The sequence below is a fragment of the Streptomyces sp. NPDC033180 genome, from assembly GCF_055577645.1.
This window is the reverse complement of the sequence record NZ_JBVIPU010000002.1, coordinates 764000-782419: the sequence shown is the minus strand read 5'-3', so window position 1 is coordinate 782419 and position 18420 is coordinate 764000. Positions and strand designations below refer to the sequence as shown.

The 18420-nt window shown below is 69.7% G+C and carries 15 protein-coding genes and 3 pseudogenes; 2 read left to right on the top strand and 16 right to left on the bottom strand.

Going from position 1 to position 18420, the window contains the following annotated elements:
• Positions 1-33 precede the first annotated feature (33 nt).
• The 9 genes and pseudogenes from ACZ5WE_RS10235 to ACZ5WE_RS10195 all read right to left on the bottom strand — a co-directional run.
• Positions 34-1080, bottom strand: a pseudogene (locus tag ACZ5WE_RS10235) (pectate lyase family protein); the annotation flags it as partial.
• Positions 1081-1109: 29 nt separating this feature from the next.
• Positions 1110-2669: a glycoside hydrolase family 43 protein gene (locus tag ACZ5WE_RS10230; protein ID WP_467683936.1), complete on the bottom strand. Its 1560-nt coding sequence runs from the start codon at positions 2667-2669 to the stop codon at positions 1110-1112.
• The gene (locus ACZ5WE_RS10225; RefSeq protein ID WP_467683938.1) at positions 2666-3520 is read right to left on the bottom strand and encodes a DUF6807 domain-containing protein; all 855 of its coding nucleotides are present in this window, start codon (positions 3518-3520) and stop codon (positions 2666-2668) included. Before ACZ5WE_RS10225 ends, ACZ5WE_RS10230 begins: the two co-directional genes overlap by 4 nt.
• Before the next feature lie 7 nt (positions 3521-3527).
• On the bottom strand, positions 3528-4766 hold the full coding sequence (locus ACZ5WE_RS10220; protein WP_467683940.1) for a Gfo/Idh/MocA family protein: 1239 nt from the start codon (positions 4764-4766) through the stop codon (positions 3528-3530).
• Complete coding sequence (locus tag ACZ5WE_RS10215) at positions 4763-5638, bottom strand: carbohydrate ABC transporter permease (protein WP_467685140.1); 876 nt, start codon at positions 5636-5638, stop codon at positions 4763-4765. The genes ACZ5WE_RS10220 and ACZ5WE_RS10215 overlap by 4 nt, the downstream gene beginning before the upstream one ends.
• A 32-nt stretch (positions 5639-5670) precedes the next feature.
• Positions 5671-6627, bottom strand: coding sequence for a carbohydrate ABC transporter permease (locus ACZ5WE_RS10210; protein ID WP_467683942.1), 957 nt, complete (start codon positions 6625-6627; stop codon positions 5671-5673).
• 109 nt (positions 6628-6736) lie between these two features.
• Positions 6737-8461, bottom strand: coding sequence for an L-arabinonate dehydratase (araD, locus tag ACZ5WE_RS10205; RefSeq protein WP_467683944.1), 1725 nt, complete (start codon positions 8459-8461; stop codon positions 6737-6739).
• Positions 8449-9378 carry a dihydrodipicolinate synthase family protein gene (locus tag ACZ5WE_RS10200; RefSeq protein WP_467683946.1) on the bottom strand — a complete coding sequence of 310 codons (930 nt, stop codon included), beginning with the start codon at positions 9376-9378 and terminating at the stop codon, positions 8449-8451. The genes araD and ACZ5WE_RS10200 overlap by 13 nt, the downstream gene beginning before the upstream one ends.
• Positions 9375-10019, bottom strand: coding sequence for a GntR family transcriptional regulator (locus tag ACZ5WE_RS10195; protein ID WP_467683948.1), 645 nt, complete (start codon positions 10017-10019; stop codon positions 9375-9377). The genes ACZ5WE_RS10200 and ACZ5WE_RS10195 overlap by 4 nt, the downstream gene beginning before the upstream one ends.
• Positions 10020-10196: 177 nt before the next feature.
• On the opposite strand from ACZ5WE_RS10195, the pseudogene ACZ5WE_RS10190 reads away from it, so the two are divergent.
• Positions 10197-10387: pseudogene (locus tag ACZ5WE_RS10190) on the top strand (exo-rhamnogalacturonan lyase family protein); the annotation flags it as partial.
• Here ACZ5WE_RS10190 and ACZ5WE_RS10185 read toward each other — a convergent pair.
• Together ACZ5WE_RS10185 and ACZ5WE_RS10180 are read right to left on the bottom strand one after the other, a co-directional pair.
• The gene (locus tag ACZ5WE_RS10185; protein ID WP_467683950.1) at positions 10384-11097 is read right to left on the bottom strand and encodes a GH12 family glycosyl hydrolase domain-containing protein; all 714 of its coding nucleotides are present in this window, start codon (positions 11095-11097) and stop codon (positions 10384-10386) included. The pseudogene ACZ5WE_RS10190 and the gene ACZ5WE_RS10185 sit on opposite strands and share 4 nt — an antisense overlap.
• Positions 11094-12089: pseudogene (locus ACZ5WE_RS10180) on the bottom strand (beta-galactosidase); the annotation flags it as partial. The pseudogene ACZ5WE_RS10180 and the gene ACZ5WE_RS10185, both read right to left, overlap by 4 nt.
• On the opposite strand from ACZ5WE_RS10180, the gene ACZ5WE_RS10175 reads away from it, so the two are divergent.
• Entirely contained in the window at positions 12060-12368 is a 309-nt protein-coding gene (locus tag ACZ5WE_RS10175) for a hypothetical protein (RefSeq protein ID WP_467685208.1), read from the top strand. The pseudogene ACZ5WE_RS10180 and the gene ACZ5WE_RS10175 sit on opposite strands and share 30 nt — an antisense overlap.
• Here ACZ5WE_RS10175 and ACZ5WE_RS10170 read toward each other — a convergent pair.
• From ACZ5WE_RS10170 to ACZ5WE_RS10150, 5 genes are read right to left on the bottom strand one after another with little or no spacing between them, the layout of a single operon-like run.
• Entirely contained in the window at positions 12329-13483 is a 1155-nt protein-coding gene (locus ACZ5WE_RS10170) for an aldose epimerase family protein (RefSeq protein WP_467683952.1), read from the bottom strand. The genes ACZ5WE_RS10175 and ACZ5WE_RS10170 overlap by 40 nt on opposite strands.
• Positions 13484-13517: 34 nt before the next feature.
• Positions 13518-14747: a multiple monosaccharide ABC transporter permease gene (gene mmsB / locus ACZ5WE_RS10165; RefSeq protein ID WP_467683954.1), complete on the bottom strand. Its 1230-nt coding sequence runs from the start codon at positions 14745-14747 to the stop codon at positions 13518-13520.
• A gap of 10 nt (positions 14748-14757) precedes the next feature.
• Positions 14758-16296, bottom strand: a complete 1539-nt coding sequence (gene mmsA, locus ACZ5WE_RS10160) for a multiple monosaccharide ABC transporter ATP-binding protein (RefSeq protein ID WP_467685142.1) — start codon at positions 16294-16296, stop codon at positions 14758-14760.
• A 17-nt stretch (positions 16297-16313) separates the two neighbouring features.
• Complete coding sequence (gene chvE / locus ACZ5WE_RS10155) at positions 16314-17447, bottom strand: multiple monosaccharide ABC transporter substrate-binding protein (RefSeq protein ID WP_467683956.1); 1134 nt, start codon at positions 17445-17447, stop codon at positions 16314-16316.
• A gap of 3 nt (positions 17448-17450) precedes the next feature.
• The gene (locus tag ACZ5WE_RS10150; protein WP_467683957.1) at positions 17451-18419 is read right to left on the bottom strand and encodes a hypothetical protein; all 969 of its coding nucleotides are present in this window, start codon (positions 18417-18419) and stop codon (positions 17451-17453) included.
• Position 18420: the final 1 nt, after the last annotated feature.

Here is an 18420-nt window from a genome sequence, read left to right as displayed (position 1 = left end):
GTCAAGGGGTGGCGGTGTGGGTCCGGCCGGTCAGGTCCTGGTCCCGATCGCCTTCCGGGGTCCGGAGAACTTCTTCACCAGGCGGGGGACGGCTGCCGCCGGGTCGAGGTCGTAGGCGTAGAAGTCGCGCGGGTCGAAGGCCGCGCCCCACGCGTCGTGGCGTCCCGTCGTGTTCCTCGTGATCGAGCCGCGCTGCGCCAACTCGGCCGTCTCATCGGCCTGGTAGGGGTGCTGGACGTCCTCGTAGAAGCTGTTCTCGATGACCATCTTCGTCTTGCCGCGCGCCCAGTTGCCGTAGGTCCACAGCGGGTCGCCGTCGGTGACCTGCGCCGACACGTAGTTGTTGTAGAGGTGCGCGTAGGCGCAGTTGTCCGCGGACGGGTTGCGCTGCTTGGTGCCGCGGAACCAGTTGTGGTCGATGGTCACCTGCGTCCTGGCCTGGTCCGTCCAGCCGATGCCGAACGCCTTGTTGTGGTGCTCGAAGCGGTTGTAGGAGACCGTGACGTACTCGCTGTCCCTGCGCACGTCGATCAGGCCGTCGCCCATGCGCGTGAGCCGGTTGTGGTCGATCCAGACGTGGTCGACGGAGTCCATCTGGATCGCGTCGAAGTCCTGGGTCTTGCCGTCCCAGTCGCCCTCGACGTACGAGTCGCGGATGGTGAGGTTGCGGATGATGACGTTGCTCGTGCCGGGGTTCAGGTGCAGCTCCCCGTGGACGATCTCGCCGGAACTCCCGAGGCCGACGATCGTCTTGTCCGATGCCACCACGATGTCCGAGCCGAACGGCTCGACGGCCACCGTGCCCTTCACGCGGATGACGTAGGGCTCATCGGCGGCGGCGTACTCGGCGAGCGAAGCCTGGTCGGTGACCGTGACGACCTTGCCGCCCGCGCCTCCGGTGGTGCCTCCGGCCAGCGACGCGAAGCCGTGCGCTGCGCCGGAGAGGCGGTCGTGGGCCGGAGCGGCTGCGGCCCGCGACGGGTCGTGCACGGTCGTCAGGCCGAGGACGACGGCAAGCGCGGCCACCGCCGCCGGGGCACGGGCCCTCAGGCGTCTGGTGCTGCGCAGGTGCTGCTTCATTGCGGCTCCCAACAGGCGTACGGAACGGGTCAGTTGCGGGTGATCCGGAAGTGCGTGAACAGGGCTGTCCCGGCCCCGTTCCGCCCTGCCGGGGCCGTGGCGAACAGGCCGATGAGCGCGCCCACCCACCGCCACGGCGTCGCGGCGAAGACCTGGCCCGAGGGGCGAAAGCCATCACCGGTGTCGGCCGAGAAGCGGCAGCGGGCGCCGTCCGTGATGTCGATCCGCAGGCGTGCCGTGCCGTCGGGCGCGGGGCGCGGATGCTCGGCGTCGCGCTCCCGCTCGGCGACCGCCTCCGCGAACCGGTGGACGAGGCGGACCGCCCCGTCACCGTCGCGTTCGAGGCCGATCCAGTCGAAGGCGTCACCGAGCACGGCGAGCCCGGCCCTGGCGTCCGCCGCGGTGCTGTCGAGTCGCAGGCCGACCTCGACGGTGCACGGCGCGAGCGGCAGCCGCTGGGTCAGGACGTGCGGCAGGCGGCGCAGGTCCTCGGTGTCCGCGGAGCGCACGCAGGTCAGCCGCAGCCCGTCCGCCGCGTGCGAAGTGGCCAAGCCCGCACGGGGGTTGGCGGACCACTGCCACTGGCGGCCGTGGCGCCCGCCGGGAAAGTCGTCGTCGGTGGCGGGCGCCGCGACGGGCTGCGGGGGCAGGTCGGGCTTCTTGTGTACGTCGACGGGGGCGCCGCCGTCCCCGATCACCGGCCAGCCGTCCGTGCCCCAGCGCAGCGGCTGGAGGTGGACGACCCGGCCGTACGCGCCGCGCTGCTGGAAGTGCAGGAACCAGTCCTCGCCGGACGGGGTGCGCACCCAGCCGCCCTGGTGAGGGCCGTTGATGTCGGTGCCGCCCTGCTCCAGGACGATCCTCTCCTCGTAGGGGCCATGGAAGGTCCGTGAACGGAAGGCGCCCTGCCAGCCGGTCTGCACGCCGCCGGCCGGGGCGAGGATCCAGAACCAGCCGTCGTGGCGGTACAGCTTGGGCCCCTCCAACGTGAACCAGCCGGGCAGCCGGTCGGCGTCGATCAACACCCGCCCCTCGTCGAGGAGTTCACGGCCGTCCGGGCTCATGCGGTGACCGGTGAGCCGGTTCTTGACGCCGGACCGCGACCTGGCCCAGGCGTGCACGAGATACGCCTCGCCGCGCTCCTCGTCCCACAGCGGGCAGGCGTCGATGAGCCCCTTGCCCGCCTTGACGAGGTGCGGTGTGCTCCAAGGCCCGCGGATGTCAGGGGAGTTGATCTGGAAGACGCCGTGGTCGGGGTCGCCCCAGAAGATCCAGAAGCGTCCCTCGTGGTGCCGGATCGAAGGCGCCCACACCCCGCAGTCGTGCCGGGGCGCGGCGAACGACTCCGCCGGTTCCAGGCGCTCAAGGGCGTGCCCGATCAGGGTCCAGTTCACCAGGTCGCGGGAGTGCAGCAGCGGCAGCCCCGGGGCACGTCCGAAGCTGGACGCGGTGAGGTAGAAGTCGTCGCCGACCCGGACGACATCGGGGTCGGACCAGTCGGCGGCGAGGACGGGGTTGCGATAGGTCCCGTCACCGAGGTCGCCCAGCCTGCTTGCCTCTGTCTCTGCTTCTGCTTCTGCCGCGGTCATGCGGTCACCGCCTTGCGCACGAGTCCCGCGGCCTCGGCCCGGCTCGGGCGGCCGTCGGAGACGACGGTCACGACACGGCGTACGACGGTCTCGCCGGGGCCGATCGGCAGGCGCCGCGCGTGCGCGAGCGAAGAGCCGACGCCCGGATACTGCGCCGTCCGCACGAACCACGGGTCGCGCCGCGTTGCGGGTGTCGCCCCGGCGAAGACGAGCGTCCAGCCCTGGCCCGCGAGGGCCAACCAGTCGGCGGTGGCGCCATGGACGGCGGTCTCGCCATCGGCGTCCGCGGTGAACACCTCGGGGGCCAGCGTCTCCTTGGGCGCACGCCAGAAGAAGCCTCCGTAAGCGGCGCCGGGGCGGCCGTTGGTGGCGGGGCTGCCGAGCGAGATCTCCGCGGCGGCCGGGTTGGTGAGGGAGAACGTGAAGTCGAGGGCCCAGGCGGACCTGGTGAGGGGCGTGACGGCGACGGTGCGCCGCTCGCGAAGCAGCTCGCACTCCCCGTCGAGCCAGCCGATCTCCTCGACGAAACCGTCCGGGTCGCGCAGCTTGAACTCCAGGTGGCGCTGTTCACCGTGGTTGTCGAGCTCGGTCGGCCCCTGGCCGCGTACGTAGGTGCGCCCGCCCCAGAAGTTGCGGCCCGCCGCGTCGGGCACGGCGACGCCCACACCGAAGTGGTGCGGGTGGTCGGCCGGGCCGTACTCGCTGACGATGAGGCCGCCGAAGGTGCGCACGGGGTGGAGGTAGGGGCGGGGAGCGAGCCGCGGGCCTGCCGAGGGGTGGATCACGTAGCGGCCTACGGGGCGGCCCGAGCAGCGCAGCATGAGCGCGGTGTCGGTCGCGGTTCTGTTCATGGCGTTCTCACCTCGGTGGGGTCTCGGCGGAGGGGATCCGGGCATCGGGGGCCCGCGGGGCGGCGGGCCGGGAATCGGAAGCAGGGGGCTGGTCGGGAAGCGCCCAGAACGTGCCGAGCTCCGCGTAGCCGCACAGAGTGTCGGCGCTCGCCGCGACGAGCCCGTCGATGCCGTGCACGACCCGGCGCCGCACGCCTACGTGCTCACCGGGCACGGCCCGCCACGCCTCGACCGGCAGGGGGAGCGGATCGGGCGCCGCGCGGACTGCTTCGACGACCTTCATGAAGGCGCCCGTCGACGCCGGCGGAACGAGCAGTTCGGCGTGGCCCGCGAGATGCTCGACGAGGTTCTCCAGGAGGTCCGTCCGCCCGTGCAGGACCTCCTGGGGCCCGCGCCCGGCGCGCTGCACGAGCACTCGGTCCTGCTTGTACCAGAACGTGATGCGGCCCCGGGTGCCGTGGACGATGACGTACGGCTCGTCAGGGCGCTCGGCGCAGAGGGTCGCCGCGACCCCGACGCGGCCACCGCGCGCGGTGGTGATCCCCACGAACGAGGTGTCGTCGGACTCGATGGCATTGGCGCGGAACAGCTCCGTGTCCACCCGCGAGACGTCATCGGCCCGCATGGACCCGTCCACCGCCAGGGCGGTGGCGACGGCGTGGGCGAGGGGGTTGGTCAGGACCCCGTCCACGACATCCACGCCGTCGAGGCGGCGTCGCCCGGCCCAGGGCGCGCGCCGGTAGTACGCCTCGTCACGCGCCCAGGCGCCCGCCGCGCCGACACCCATCGGCTCCCCGATGGCCCCCTCGGCGACCAGGGCGCGGACGGCGGGCACGGCGTGCGAGCCGAGCGACTGGAACCCGACCTGACAGGCCACCCCCGCGTCGTTCACCGCGTCGATGATCCGCTGGAAGTCGGCGTACGAAGGAGCGGGCGGCTTCTCCAGGAGCACGTGCACGCCTCGCGCGGCGGCGGCCACGGCCAGCTCGGCGTGGCTGGGAATGGGCGTGCAGATGACGGCGACGGCGGCTTTGGTGGCGTCGAGCAGAGCGGCGAAGTCAGCGGACTGCGCGGGCTCGCCGAGCCCCTCGAGCCCGTCGAGCTCCGCACCAGTCAGCGGAACGAGCTCACAGATCCCCACGAGCCGTACGCGCCCGGCCTGTTGGAGGCGCCGGATGTTCTCGAGATGCCATCTGCCGTGCCCGCGCGCACCGGCGAGGACGAGCGGCAGCGGGGTGGTGCTCATCCCTTCACCGCCCCGGCGCTGAACCCCGTGACCAGCCACTTCTGGATGAAGGCGAAGACGATGACGACGGGCAGGGCGGCGATGACACCGCCCGCCGCGAGCGCGCCGAGGTCGACGCTGTCGGCGCCCATCAGGGTGGCGAGGCCGACCGGGATCGTCTGCTTGTCCTGGTTGGAGAGGAACATCAGGGCGAACAGGAAGTGGTTCCAGCTGTGCACGAAGGCGAAGGAGCCGACGGCGATCAGACCGGGCCGCAGCAGGGGCAGGACGACGGCGCAGAAGGCGCGGAAGCGTCCGCAGCCGTCGACCCAGGCGGCCTCCTCCAGGGAGTACGGCACGTTCCTGATGAAGCCGCTGATCAGGATCATCGAGAGCGGCAGCTGGAAGACGGCCTCGGCGATGATGACGCTGCCGAGCGAGTTGATCATCTGGAGGTTGGCGAAGATCTGGAAGAGCGGCACCAGCATCAGCGCGCCCGGGATGAACTGCGAGCACAGCAGCGCCAGCATGAAGCCGCGCTTGATCTTGAAGTCGAAGCGGGCCAGGGCATAGCCGCCGGCGAGGGCGACGAGCGTCGTCATCAGCATCGACAGGACGCCGACGATGAGGCTGTTCTGGAAGAAGAGCGCGAAGCTCCGCTCGGTCCACACCTTGTCGAAGTGCTCGAAGGTGATCGGCCACGGGAGCAGCGAGGTCGAGCCCGCCGGGCGGATCGCGAAGAGCAGCATCCAGTAGAAGGGGATGAGGGTGAAGAGGAGATAGAGGCCGAGCGGGAGATAGATCTGCCAGCGGGGGGCCTCGTCCCAGGGGCGCCGCTTCGGTGTGCGCGGGCCGCCGGCGAGGACCCCGGTGGGCGCGGTGGTGCCCGCCATGGCGGCTTCCCTGTCCAGGTGCTGGGCGGTGGTCACTTGTCCTGACCTCCGAACTTGCTCAGCCGCAGATAGACCATCGAGCAGAAGAGGAGGATCACGAACGCGATGGAGGTGAGCGCGGAGGCGTAGCCGAAGTCGTGCGAGTCGACGGCGATGGACGCGATGCGCAGTGGCAGGGTCGTCGTCTCACCCGCGGGTCCGCCGCCGGTGAGGGTGTAGAGCAGGTCGACGTTGTTGAACTCCCAGACCGCGCGAAGCAGCGTGGAGAGGATGATCGCGTCCTTCAGGTGCGGCAGCGTGATGTGGAAGAACTGCCGGAAGCGGCTCGCGCCGTCCACCTCCGCGGCTTCGTACAGATCCTTCGAGACGGACTGCAGGTCGGCGAGGATGAGGATCGCGAAGAACGGGACACCGCGCCAGAGTTCGGCGATGACGACGGCCGGGAAGACGGTGCTGGTGTCCGAGAGCCACGACGTGCCGTACGAGCCGATGCCCATGTCCGCCAGGTAACGGGTGATGCCTGTCTGCGAGTTGAAGATCAGCAGCCAGATCGTCGAGGTGAGCACACCGGAGACCGCCCACGGCGAGAAGACCAGGGCGCGGGCCATCGCGCGGCCGATGAAGGTCTGGTTGACGATCAGCGCGAGTCCGAGGCCGAGGAGCAGCTGCAGGACGACCTCGACGGCCACCCACTGCAGGCTGAACCCGAGCGTCTGCCAGAACTGCGGATCCTCGGTGAAAGCGGTCACGAAGTTGTCGAGGCCCGCGAAGCCGTCGCGCCAGGGCTTGGTGGGGTTGTGGTGACGCAGGCTGTAGTAGAAGACGCTGATGACCGGGTAGGCGATGAAGCCCAGCATCAGGAGCCCGGCCGGCGCGATCAGCAGATACGGGAGACGGCGCGGGGTCGCTCCCGTTCGGCGCCGGCGCCCACCCGGCGTGCGGCGCCGGGGTGGTGGCTGTGGTGGCGCTTTCGCCACAGCTGAGGCCATGTCTGCTTCTCCGTTCTGATGGGTGGCACACAGTCGGCGAGATGAAGCGCTTCGCAGACGTTGTTCGAGATCTCGTACAAATAGAGAGGCGCCGGGGGCCGGCTGGGGCTCAGCCCGCGTACGGGTCGGGGACCCCGCCCTCACGGGCCAGGAACGCGAAGTCGCACCCGGTGTCGGCCTGGGTGATCTGCTCGTTGTACAGCGCGCCGTAGCCGCGTTCGTAGCGCACAGGAGGCGGCGTCCACGCCTCCCGGCGCCGCGCCAACTCCGCGTCGGACACACCGAGATGGAGCGTTCGAGCCTCGACGTCCAGGGTGATCGGGTCTCCAGTACGGACGAGGGCGAGCGGCCCGCCCACATGCGACTCGGGCGCGATGTGCAGCACACACGCGCCGTACGACGTGCCGCTCATCCGCGCGTCGGAGATCCGCACCATGTCACGCACTCCCTGCTTGAGCAGGTGGTCGGGGATCGGGAGCATGCCGTACTCGGGCATGCCGGGACCGCCCTTGGGGCCGGAGCCGCGCAGCACGAGGACGTGCTCGGCGGTGATGCCGAGCGCCGGGTCGTTGATGGTGCGCTGCATCTGCCGGTAGTCGTCGAAGACGACCGCGGGGCCGGTGTGCCGCAACAGGTGCGGCTCGGCGGCGATGTGCTTGATGACGGCGCCGTCCGGACAGAGGTTGCCTCGGAGGACCGCCACTCCGCCCTCGTCGGCCAGGGGCTTGTCGCGGGGCCGGATGACCTCGGGGTTGTGCACGGTGGCGCCCGCGAGCTGCTCGCGCAGGGTGTCGTGGGCGACGGTGGGCCGGTCCAGATGCAGGACGTCGGTCAACTGGGCGAGAAACGCCGGGAGTCCGCCCGCGAAGTGGAAGTCCTCCATGAGGTACTGCCCGCCCGGGCGCAGGTTGGCGAGCACGGGCACGGCCCGCGCGATCCGGTCGAAGTCGTCGAGCGTGAGCCGTACGCCGCTGCGTCCAGCCATCGCGATCAGATGGATGACGGCGTTGGTGGAGCCGCCGAGCGCGAGGACGGTGGCTACCGCGTCCTCGTACGCTTGTGGCGTCAGGAGCCTCGACAGCTTCAGGTCCTGGCGGACGAGTTCGACGATCCGCATCCCGGACGCGGCCGCCATCCGGTCGTGCCCGGAGTCCACCGCCGGGATGGAGGAGGCGCCGGGCATCGTCACGCCGAGCGCCTCGGCCGCCGCGGTCAGCGTGGAGGCGGTGCCCATGGTCATGCAGTGGCCGGGGGAGCGGGCCAAACCGCTCTCCAGCTCGGCCAGTTCGCAGTCGCCGATGAGCCCGGCGCGCTTGTCGTCCCAGTACTTCCACATGTCGGTGCCGGAACCGAGCACCTCGTTGCGCCAGTGCCCCGGGAGCATGGGCCCAGCGGGCACGAAGACGGCCGGCAGATCGGCGCTCGCGGCGCCCATGAGCAGGGCGGGTGTCGTCTTGTCGCAGCCGCCGAGCAGTACCGCGCCGTCAACGGGATAGGACCGCAGCAGCTCCTCGGTCTCCATGGCCAGGAGGTTCCGGTACAGCATCGGGGTCGGCTTCTGGAAGGTCTCCGAGAGCGTGGAGACGGGAAACTCGAGGGGGAAGCCGCCTGCCTGCCACACCCCGCGCTTGACCGCCTGGGCGCGTTCGCGCAGATGGACGTGGCAGGGATTGATGTCGGACCAGGTGTTGAGCACCGCGATGACGGGCTTGCCCAGATGCTCCTCGGGCAGATACCCGAGCTGCCGGGTGCGGGCCCGGTGGCTGAAGGAGCGAAGGCCGTCCGTGCCGTACCACTGGTGGCTGCGCAGCTCGTCGGGCCTCACAGCGACCACGCCTTCACCAGCGCCGCTATCTCCTCGCGCCGCTCGACGGGCAGGACCCGGCTCGGCGGGCGCACCTCGCGGCGGCACAGGCCGAGGGCGGCAAGGGCCTCCTTGACGACGGTGACGTTGTCCGCGGAGTGGTCGCAGGCGCGCAGTTCCTCGAAGCGCCGGATCCGCTCCCAGACGTCCATGGCCGCCGGATAGTCGCCCGCCCGCAGGGCCTGAAGCATGCTCAGCGACACCTCGGGTGCGACATTGACCAGGCCCGATGTGAAACCGGTCGCCCCGACGGCCCAGTACGCCGGTGCGTACAGCTCCGCGAGCCCCGCCACCCACACGAAGCGGCCGAGCCCCGCGTCCCGCGCGAACGAGGCGAAGGCGGCGGCGTCCGGCGTCGCGTACTTCGCGCCGATCACATTGGGGCACAACTCGCCCAGACCTGCCAGGCGTTGGCCGGGGAGGCGGGGATTGCGGATGTACGGGACGACGCCGAGCTCGGGCACGGCGTCGGCGACGGCACGGTGGTAGTCGACCCAGCCGTCCTGGGACACGTACGGATGCACGGGCTGATGGACCATCACCATGTGCGCCCCGGCGTCCCGCGCGTGCCGGGCGGCGGCGATCGCGGTCGGCAGGTCGTGGCCGACGCCGACGAGGACGTAGGCACCGCCGGGGCCCGCCTCCTCCATGGTCAACTCGGTGACCAGGCGCCGCTCGTCGGGGTCCAGGGCGTAGAACTCGCCGGTATTGCCGTTGGGGGTGAGGGTGCGCACCCCGCCTTCGATGAGCCGTCGCACCAGGGCGCGGTAGGTGCCCCGTTCCACGGAGCCGTCCTCGGCGAACGGCGTCACGGGGATCGCGACGACATCGGCGAGGGCCGAACGCAAGCCACGGAAACGCGAGTTGGAGTGGCTGGGTCCGGTCATGAAAGCTCCCCCTCCGGGAACGCCCGCCGCACGAACGAGGCGATGTGGTCGTGGAGTCCGCGCGCCGCCGCGTCGGCTTCCCCGGCGAGCGCGAGCCGCAGGATCTCGCGGTGCTCGGCCGCCTCCCGCTCCCAGGAGGGCAGGGTCGCCCAGGCGACGGCGGAGACCAGGGCCGCCTGGTCACGCACGTCGTCGAGCATCCGGGACAGCAGGGGGTTGCCGCACGGGACGTAGAGCGCGCGGTGGAACTCCCGGTTGGCCAGGGAGCGTTCGGCCGCGTCCGCCGCGGTGTCCGCTCGCTCCAGAGCGTCGCGCGCCTCCTCCAGGAGAGCGCCGCTGTGGACGGTGCGCCGCAGCGCTTCCGGTTCGAGCAGCAGGCGTACGTCGTATACCTCCTGCGCCATGGCCGCGTCCACCATGCGCACGGTGGCGCCCTTGTACTGGCTCATCACGACGAGCCCGGTCCCGGCGAGTGTCTTCAACGCTTCCCGCACGGGCGTCTTGGAGACCGCGAACTGGGCGGCGAGCTCGGTCTCGACGAGGGGCTGTCCGGGCGCCAACTGTCCAGTGAGGATGCGGTGTTTGACCGCCTCGAGCACGTACTGCGTGCGCGAGGGGATGGGGTGGGGCGCAAAGTTCATCGATGCTCTCAGTCGTCAGGCGGCCATAGTGCGGTCATCGCGTAGGCCGTCGTGCAGTCATCGCGTATCGCGTCTCATATATGACGTACGAAGTACGACGCGATGAAGCTAGGGCGCCGCCCGGGCCCGCGTCAACGTTTCGCACAGGAAAACTCGTTCGACATGCCTGCTCTGTCAGGGCACTCCCGCCAGGACGCTTACGCCGCCGCCCAGTTGAAGGACGAGAAGCTCGCGGCGCGCGCCTGGCGGAAGTTCCACGAGAGCGACGGTCTTACCAAGGCGATGAGCTGGGACCGCGCCGCCCTCACGGGCCCGGTCTCGCCGCCATCCAGAACCTCGCCCTGGTCGGCGATGAGCTCCCGGACTAACCGCCCGACACCGTCAGGGAGTTGGTGGTGAAGTCAAGACCGCCGGCCGAGCCGCTGATCTCGTAGCCGAACTGCACGTCGCCGATGGTCTCGTTGCCCATCCAGCCCTTGGTGTTCTTGATCCACTTGAGGATCGGGAGGATGTCGACCGCCCCGGACGAGGAGTCGGAGGTGCGCAGGAAGGAGAAGACCTCGTTGGCGCCGTTGGTGCCCTTGTAGACCGCCCAGGTGTGACCGCCGAGACCGACGGTGCCCTGGGCGGTGCCGAGGGGGCCGACGTTCCCGTTGTAGTTGACCCAGAGCATGATCTCGTAGTCGTAGTCGGTGTCCCAGATGTCGTACGAGGAGTTGTAGTCGCCTGCCGACGGGACGTTGACGTCGTACGAGCTCTTCAGCGAGGACAGCGAGTCGACCGGCTTGCCGATGACCTTCTTGGAGTTGGGGTAGGACTTGATGCCGCTGGTGGTGGGGTGGTCGGCGCGCACGCTCCACTTGGTGCCGGAGTCCGCCGAAATGCACTGGCTGCCGGCGCCGGAGCCCCAGATGTTGTTGTAGAGGGTGTAGCCGCCCAGGGTGGTGTTGCCCCACTGGTCGCACGAGCTCCAGACGGCGGCCTGGGCGGGGGCGGAGGCGAGCCCGAGCGCCGCGCCCGCCGCCAGGGTGGGGGCGAGCAGCAGGCGGGTCAGGGTGCGGCGGGTGTGTCGTGTCATGTGGTGTCTCCAGGGTGGGGGGAGTGCCGCGGGGCCGGGTCGGGCCCGCGGACGTCGGCGGTGGCGCGGCGCAGGACGGCCACACCGTGGCGGCCGAGAGCGATCGCACCCTCGACCTCCGTGTCGGTCAGCAGATCGATGTACCTGCCCGGCACCGGCACGGTCACCTGCTCGCGGCCGTGGTGCAGGAGGAAGAGGAGATCGCCGCGGCGTACGGCCTCCACTGCGCGGGGGAGGCCGGCGAGCGGGGGCCGTACGCCTGCTGCGGAGGCCACGCGCGTGAGCAGGTCGCGCAGGGCCTCGGGCTCGGGGAGGGTCGACAGGTACCAGGCGCGGTCGCGGCGCAGCAGCGCGGGCAGCCCGTCGAGCTCGCCACCCCGATAGGCGGCGACGGTCTCGGCGCTGTCGTCGGCCTGCAGTTCCTCCGACCAGAGCGTGCCGGTGAACTCCCCGCAGTCCACTTGCCCTTCGGCCTCCAGTGGCCACCACTCGTGCACGGTGCGGATGCCGCACAGCGCGCGCAGCCGGGTGTCCATGCCGCCGGGCCGCACCCGGTCGTCCGCGTCGGCCACGCCGGTGAGGAAGCCGCAGACGAGGGTGCCCCCCTCACGTACGTACGCCAGGAGGTTGTCGATCGCGGTGTCGGTGAGGAGGTAGAGGTGCGGGACGACGACCATGCGGTACCGGGTCAGGTCGTGCTCGGGGTGAGCGAAGTCGGCGGGGATGTTGGCCTCCCACAGCGCGCGATGCCAGGCGCTGATCACCTCCGCGTGGTCGAGCAGGGAGGAGGGCCGCCCCTCCTGCCCGCTCGCCCACCAGGAGTCCCAGTCGTGCAGAACGGCCACTTCTGCCGTGACGCGAGTGCCCGCCACCTCGGGGCCCACCCGGGCCAGTTCGGCGCCCAGCGCCCTGACCTCCTGGAAGGTGCGGCCGTGCGCACCCGCGTGGCTCACCATCCCCGAGTGGAACTTCTCCGCGCCCTGCCGGGACTGGCCGATGGCGACTGGCTCCAGGACCTCACCCTCCTGGTCACCCCGGACACGGAGGACGGCACGGAGATCACGGTGCCCGACCTGGAGGGGCGGCCCGCGGCTGTCTTCCGCGCCGTACGGGACGGCGCCGGGGCCCGGGTCACAGCGGAGGGGACCACACAGCCCTTCACGGTACGGACGGTGGGGGACTGGCCGGCCTCTCAGGGCTTTCAGGGCACCCAGGGCCACGGCGGCGCGGCTCAGCGCACCGAGAAGCTGTGCACCGTGCTTGACCGGTAGGTCTCCCCGGGCCGCAGCACCGTCGAGGGGAACTTCGGCTGGTTCGGGGAGTCCGGGAAGTGCTGGGTCTCCAGGCACAGGCCATCGCCCTGCCGGTAGGTGCGCCCCGAAGGCCCGGTGAGTGTTCCGTCCAGGAAGTTCCCGGAGTAGAACTGCACGCCCGGTTCGGTGGTGGCGACCTTCATGGAGCGCCCCGACTCCGGGTGCCGCAGCGTCGCGAAGTGCTCGGGGTGCTTGGTGACGCCCTTGTCCAGGACCCAGTTGTGGTCGAAGCCCTTGGCCTTCACCAACTGCTCGTGCGAGACACGGATGTCCTCGCCGACCGTCTTCGCGCGCCGGAAGTCGAAGGGCGTGCCCGCCACCCGTGCCAGCTCACCCGTCGGGATGAGACCGGCGTCGGTGGGAGTGAACCGGGCGGCGGCCAGGGAGAGTTCGTGATCGTAGATGCCGCCGCTGCCCTCGCCCGCGAGGTTGTAGTACGTGTGGTTCGTCAGGTTCACCACAGTGGGCTTGTCCGTGGTCGCCGCGTAGTCGATGCGCCAGTCACCGCGCGAGGTGAGGGTGTAGGTCACCTTCACGCGCAGTGTGCCGGGATAACCCATCTCGCCGTCGACGCTCACGTACCGCAGGACGAGACCGACGCCCGTGGAACCGGTGAACGGCTCCACGTCCCACACCCGTGTGTCGAATCCCTTGGCCCCGCCGTGCAGGCTGTTCTCGCCGTCGTTGACAGAGAGCTGGTGGGTCTTGCCGTCAAGCGTGAAGCGGCCCTTGGCGATGCGGTTGCCGTAGCGGCCGATGAGCGCGCCGAAGAACGTCGTCCCGGCCGTGTACGCCTCGATGGTGTCGTGGCCGAGGGACACGTTCGTGTACCGGCCGCGGAGGTCCGGGAGTTCGAGGGACTGCACGACGCCGCCGTACGAGAGCACCTTCATGCGGGTGCCGCCGTTGGCAAGGGACCAGCGGTACACCTTGGTGCCGTCGGCCAGCTTGCCGAAGAGCTCCTTGGCGGGCGTCCTGCCGGAACCCGGCGACGCGTACGAGGCGCCGGCGACGGCGGCGGTGAGGCCGGCGGCGGCAGCGGTGGCCAGGACGGTGCGTCTGCTCGTTTCCATGTGCGGCTCCAGAAGGAAGAGTTGACGGAGAGGGCTAGCGACCGACCTTGCGCTTGTTCCAGACGTCGAAGCCGACCGCGGCCAGCAGCACGAGCCCCTTGATGACCTGCTGGTAGTCGGTGCCGATGTTGACCAGGGACATGCCGTTGTTCAGGACACCGAGCACCAGGCCGCCGATCACGGCGCCCATCACCGTGCCGACGCCACCGCTCATCGACGCGCCACCGATGAACGAGGCCGCGATCGCCTCCAGTTCGAAGTTCAGGCCTGCCTGCGGGGTGCCCGCGTTCAGCCGCGCCGCGTACACACAGCCCGCGAGCGCCGCGAGCACACCCATGTTGACGAAGATCAGGAAGGTGACGCGTTTGTCCTTGACGCCGGACAGCTTCGCCGCCGCCTTGTTGCCGCCGAGCGCGTAGACATGGCGTCCGACGACCGCGTTGCGCATCACGTAACCGAGGGCGATGAGCAGGCCGCACATGATGAGCAGCACGACGGGCACGCCGTGGAAGCTCGCCAGGGTCAGCGTGAAGGCGATGACGGCCGCGGAGATCGCCACCAGCTTGGCGACCCACAGGCCCGTCGGCATCACGTCGAGGTCGTAGGCCAACTGCTGCTTGCGGCTGCGCCATTCACGGAAGAGCAGGAACGCGACCGTCACCAGGCCGAGCACCAACGTCGGGTTGTGGTACTGCGTGTACGGGCCCATCTCCGGGATGAAGCCCTTGGCGATGTTCTGGAAGCCCTCGGGGAACGGCGAGAGCGACTGGCCCTCCAGGACGATCTGCGTGAGACCGCGGAAGAGCAGCATCCCGGCCAGCGTCACGATGAACGACGGGATGCCGACGTAGGCGATGAAGAAGCCCTGCCACGCTCCCGCCACCGCGCCGATCAGCAGCGAGAGGACGAGGGCGAGCACCCAGGGCATGTCGTGCTTGACCATCATCACCGCCGACATGGCGCCGACGAAGGCGACCAGCGAACCGACGGACAGGTCGATGTGGCCGGCGATGATGACGATCATCATGCCGATGGCCAGGATGAGGATGTAGCCGTTCTGCTGGATCAGGTTGGACACGTTGTTCGGCAGCAGCAGCGTGCCGTCGGTCCAGATCTGGAACAGGATGACGATGAAGGCCAGGGCGACGAGCATGCCGTACTGGCGCATGTTGGAGCGCACGCTCTGCAGCAGCAGAGCACCCGTGGACTCCTTGGCGGACGGCGTGGACGACGCGTCACGTGGTGGCGTGGTCGTGGTGGTCATGGCGGATGCCTCAGCTTCTGTTCTTGGTCATGTGGCGCATCAGGAGTTCCTGGGTGGCGTCCGCGCGGTCGACCTCACCGGTCAGCCTGCCCTCGGCCATCGTGTAGATCCGGTCGCACATCCCGAGCAGCTCGGGCAGTTCGGAGGAGATGAACAGCACCGCCTTGCCCGAGGCCGCCAACTTGTCGATGACGGTGTAGATCTCGAACTTCGCGCCGATGTCGATGCCGCGGGTCGGCTCGTCGAGGATCAGGACCTCGGGGTCGGCGTGGATCCACTTGCTCAGGACGACCTTCTGCTGATTGCCGCCGGAGAGCTGCCCCACCTGCTCGAAGACGGTGGGAGCCTTGATGTTCATCGACTTGCGGTAGCGCTCGGCGACGGAGCGTTCGTGGTGCTCGTCGACGAAGCCGTCCTTGCGCCGCATGCCCGGCAGCGAGGCCAGGGAGATGTTGCGGTTGATGTTGTCGATGAGGTTGAGGCCGTACTGCTTGCGGTCCTCGGTGACGTACGCGATCCCGGCGTCGACCGCCGCGGGCACGTTCTTCGTCACGACCTCGCGCCCACCGACGGCCACCGTCCCTGCGACGTACTGACCGTAGGAGCGCCCGAAGACCGACATCGCGAGCTCCGTGCGTCCGGCGCCCATCAGGCCGGCGATGCCGACGATCTCGCCGCGCCGCACGGTCAGCGACACGTCGTCGACGACCTTGCGCTGGTGGTCGACGGGATGCCGCACCGTCCAGCCGCTCACGGACAGGGCGAGGGAGCCCGCATCAGGGCCCTCATAGGGCGTGCGGTCGGGGAAGCGGTGGTCCAGGTCGCGGCCGACCATGCCGCGAATGATGCGGTCCTCGGCCACCTGCGGCTCGGACGCCGGGGTCTCACGGACCGTCAGGGTCTCGATGGTCCGCCCGTCGCGCAGGATCGTCACCGAGTCGGTGATGGCCCTGATCTCGTTCAGCTTGTGCGAGATGATGATGCAGGCGATGCCCTGATCGCGCAGCTCCAGGATGAGGTCGAGCAGCTTGGCGCTGTCCTCGTCGTTGAGCGCGGCCGTCGGCTCGTCCAGGATGAGCAGCTTCACCTCCTTCGACAGGGCCTTGGCGATCTCCACCAGCTGCTGCTTGCCCACGCCGATGTCGGCGACCGGAGTCTGCGGCTTCTCGCTCAGGCCGACGCGCTTGAGCAGCGCGCTCGCCCTGCGCAGCGTGTCGTTCCAGTCGATGAAGCCCCGGGTGCTCTGCTCGTTGCCCAGGAAGATGTTCTCGGCGATGGACAGGTACGGGACGAGCGCGAGCTCCTGATGGATGATCACGATGCCGTGCTTCTCACTGGCACGGATGTCCTTGAAGGCCACCTGCCGGCCCTCGAAGTGGATCTCGCCGTCGTAACTGCCGTGCTCGTGAACGCCGCTGAGGACCTTCATCAGCGTCGACTTGCCCGCGCCGTTCTCGCCGCAGATCGCGTGGATCTCCCCGGCGCCCACGGTCAGGTTCACATCGGAGAGCGCCTTGACGCCGGGGAACGTCTTGGTGATGCCGCGCATCTCCAGTACGGGCCCGCTCACGAGAGCTGACCGGCCTTGAAGTAGCCCTCGTCCACCAGAAGTTGGGTGTTGGACTTGTCGATGCTGACCGGATCGAGAAGGAAGGACGGCACGGTCTTCTTGCCGTTGTCGTAGTCCTTGGTGTTGTTGACCTTCGGCTTCTTGTCGTTCAGGACCGCGTCACCCATGGACACCGTCTGAGCGGCCAGCTTGCGGGTGTCCTTGAACACCGTCTGCGTCTGTTCGCCGCGCATGATGGACTTCACCGACGCGAGCTCCGCGTCCTGCCCCGTGATCACCGGCAGCGGCTGGCTCCTGGAGCCGTACCCCGCGCTCTTGAGCGCGGAGATGATGCCGATGGATATCCCGTCGTACGGCGACAGGACCGCGTCGACCTTCGCGGAGCCGTAGTTCTTGCTGATCAGGTCGTCCATGCGCTTCTGCGCTGTGCCGCCGTCCCAGCGCAGCGTGGTGGCCTGGTTCATCTTCGTCTGCTTGCTGCGGACGGTGAGCTGACCGCTCTTGAAGTACGGCTGGAGCACCTTCATCGCGCCGTTCCAGAAGTACTTGGTGTTGTTGTCGTCCGGCGAGCCCGCGAACAGCTCGATGTTCTTCGGGTCGTCGCCCTTCTCCGGCTTGCCCAGCTTCAGCTTCTCGACGATGTACTGGGCTTCGAGGCGGCCGACGCGCTCGTTGTCGAACGACGCGTAGTAGTCGACGTTCTCGGTGCCGAGGATGAGGCGGTCGTACGAGATCACGGGGATGTCCGCGTCGTGCGCGCGCTGCAGGACCTCGGTGAGCGCGGAGCCGTCGATGGCGGCGACCACCAGGAGGCTGCGTCCCTTGGTGATCATGTTCTCCAGCTGGGCGATCTGGTTCTCGACCTTGTCGTCGCCGTACTGCAGATCGGTCTCGTACCCGGCCTTCTGGAACTGCTTCGCCATGTTGTTGCCGTCGGCTATCCACCGCTCGGAGGCCTTGGTGGGCATCGCGAGTCCGATGGTGCTGCCCTTGCCCTCGTCCGGCTTGTAGCGGCTGCCGCCCAGGGCTTCCTGCCCGCAGGCGGTCAGGGAGCCGAGCAGGACGACGGTGGCCGTGGCGGCGCCGAGGCGTACTTGTCTCGATACGCGGGTGTGCGTGCGGGTGCTCATGGGTCAGTCCCCTTCCGGGACGGGGAAGCGCTGGAGCTCGCCGGGCAGCCGTGCGCCGAGCGGAGACATTCCGCCGTCCGCCCCGTGCCGGGCCAGCAGGTCGAGGGTGAGACGACCGCGGCGGACCCGCTCGCGGGCGGTGGCCAGGGTGTGCTCGCGCAGCTGGGCACCGTAGGGATAGATGCCGGGAGACTTGCTCAGGCCGAACTTGAGGTAGAGCGGGGCGCCGCGCCTGATCAGCTCGGCCGCCTCGTACATCCGGACGTAGCCGCCGAGGTCGTCGGGCGCCTCGACGTACAGGTCCATCGGGGCACGGCTGGCCCTGCGGATCTCCGTGAGGTGGTCCAGGGTCAGGTCGGAGGGGATGTTGAGGGAATCCGCGCCGAGCCGCTCATGCACCGCGTACGAGGCCGGGTTGACCGGCCCGATGAGGGCCGACACCTTGAACGTCGTGTCGGCGGGCAACGCGCCCGCGACCCGCAGCCGGTGCAGTGTCCACAGCACGCCCTCGTCGGCCACGAGCAGGCAGCGCACGCCCAACTCCGTTGATCGTACGGCGTCTTCGACGCATCCGGCGAGCGCGTCATGGCCGCGCGAGCGAAGACCGGCGCCGCCCGAGTCGGTGCGGGTCGCGGCGCCGATGTCCCAGGTGCCGCGGGGCCCGGTGAACAGGCAGAGCTCGATGTCCCGTTCGGCGCAGGCCTCCACCATCTCGGTGATCTCGACGTCGGAGAGCATCCAGATGCCGCTGCCCTGGCTGATCCGGTGGATCGGCACATCGAGCCGCGAGCTCTCCTTGAGGACGACGGCCAGCGCCTCGGGCCCCTCCACGGAGGGGATCTCGGTGCGCCAGGTGCCACCGTCGGGGAACGCGTGCGGCGACGCGTCGGCCGGGTCGACGGCGGGTACGGGGTGGCCGATGCGGGCGAGGGCGTCGACGCCGGGGCGGCGGGGTGCTGACGGGCTGGTCACG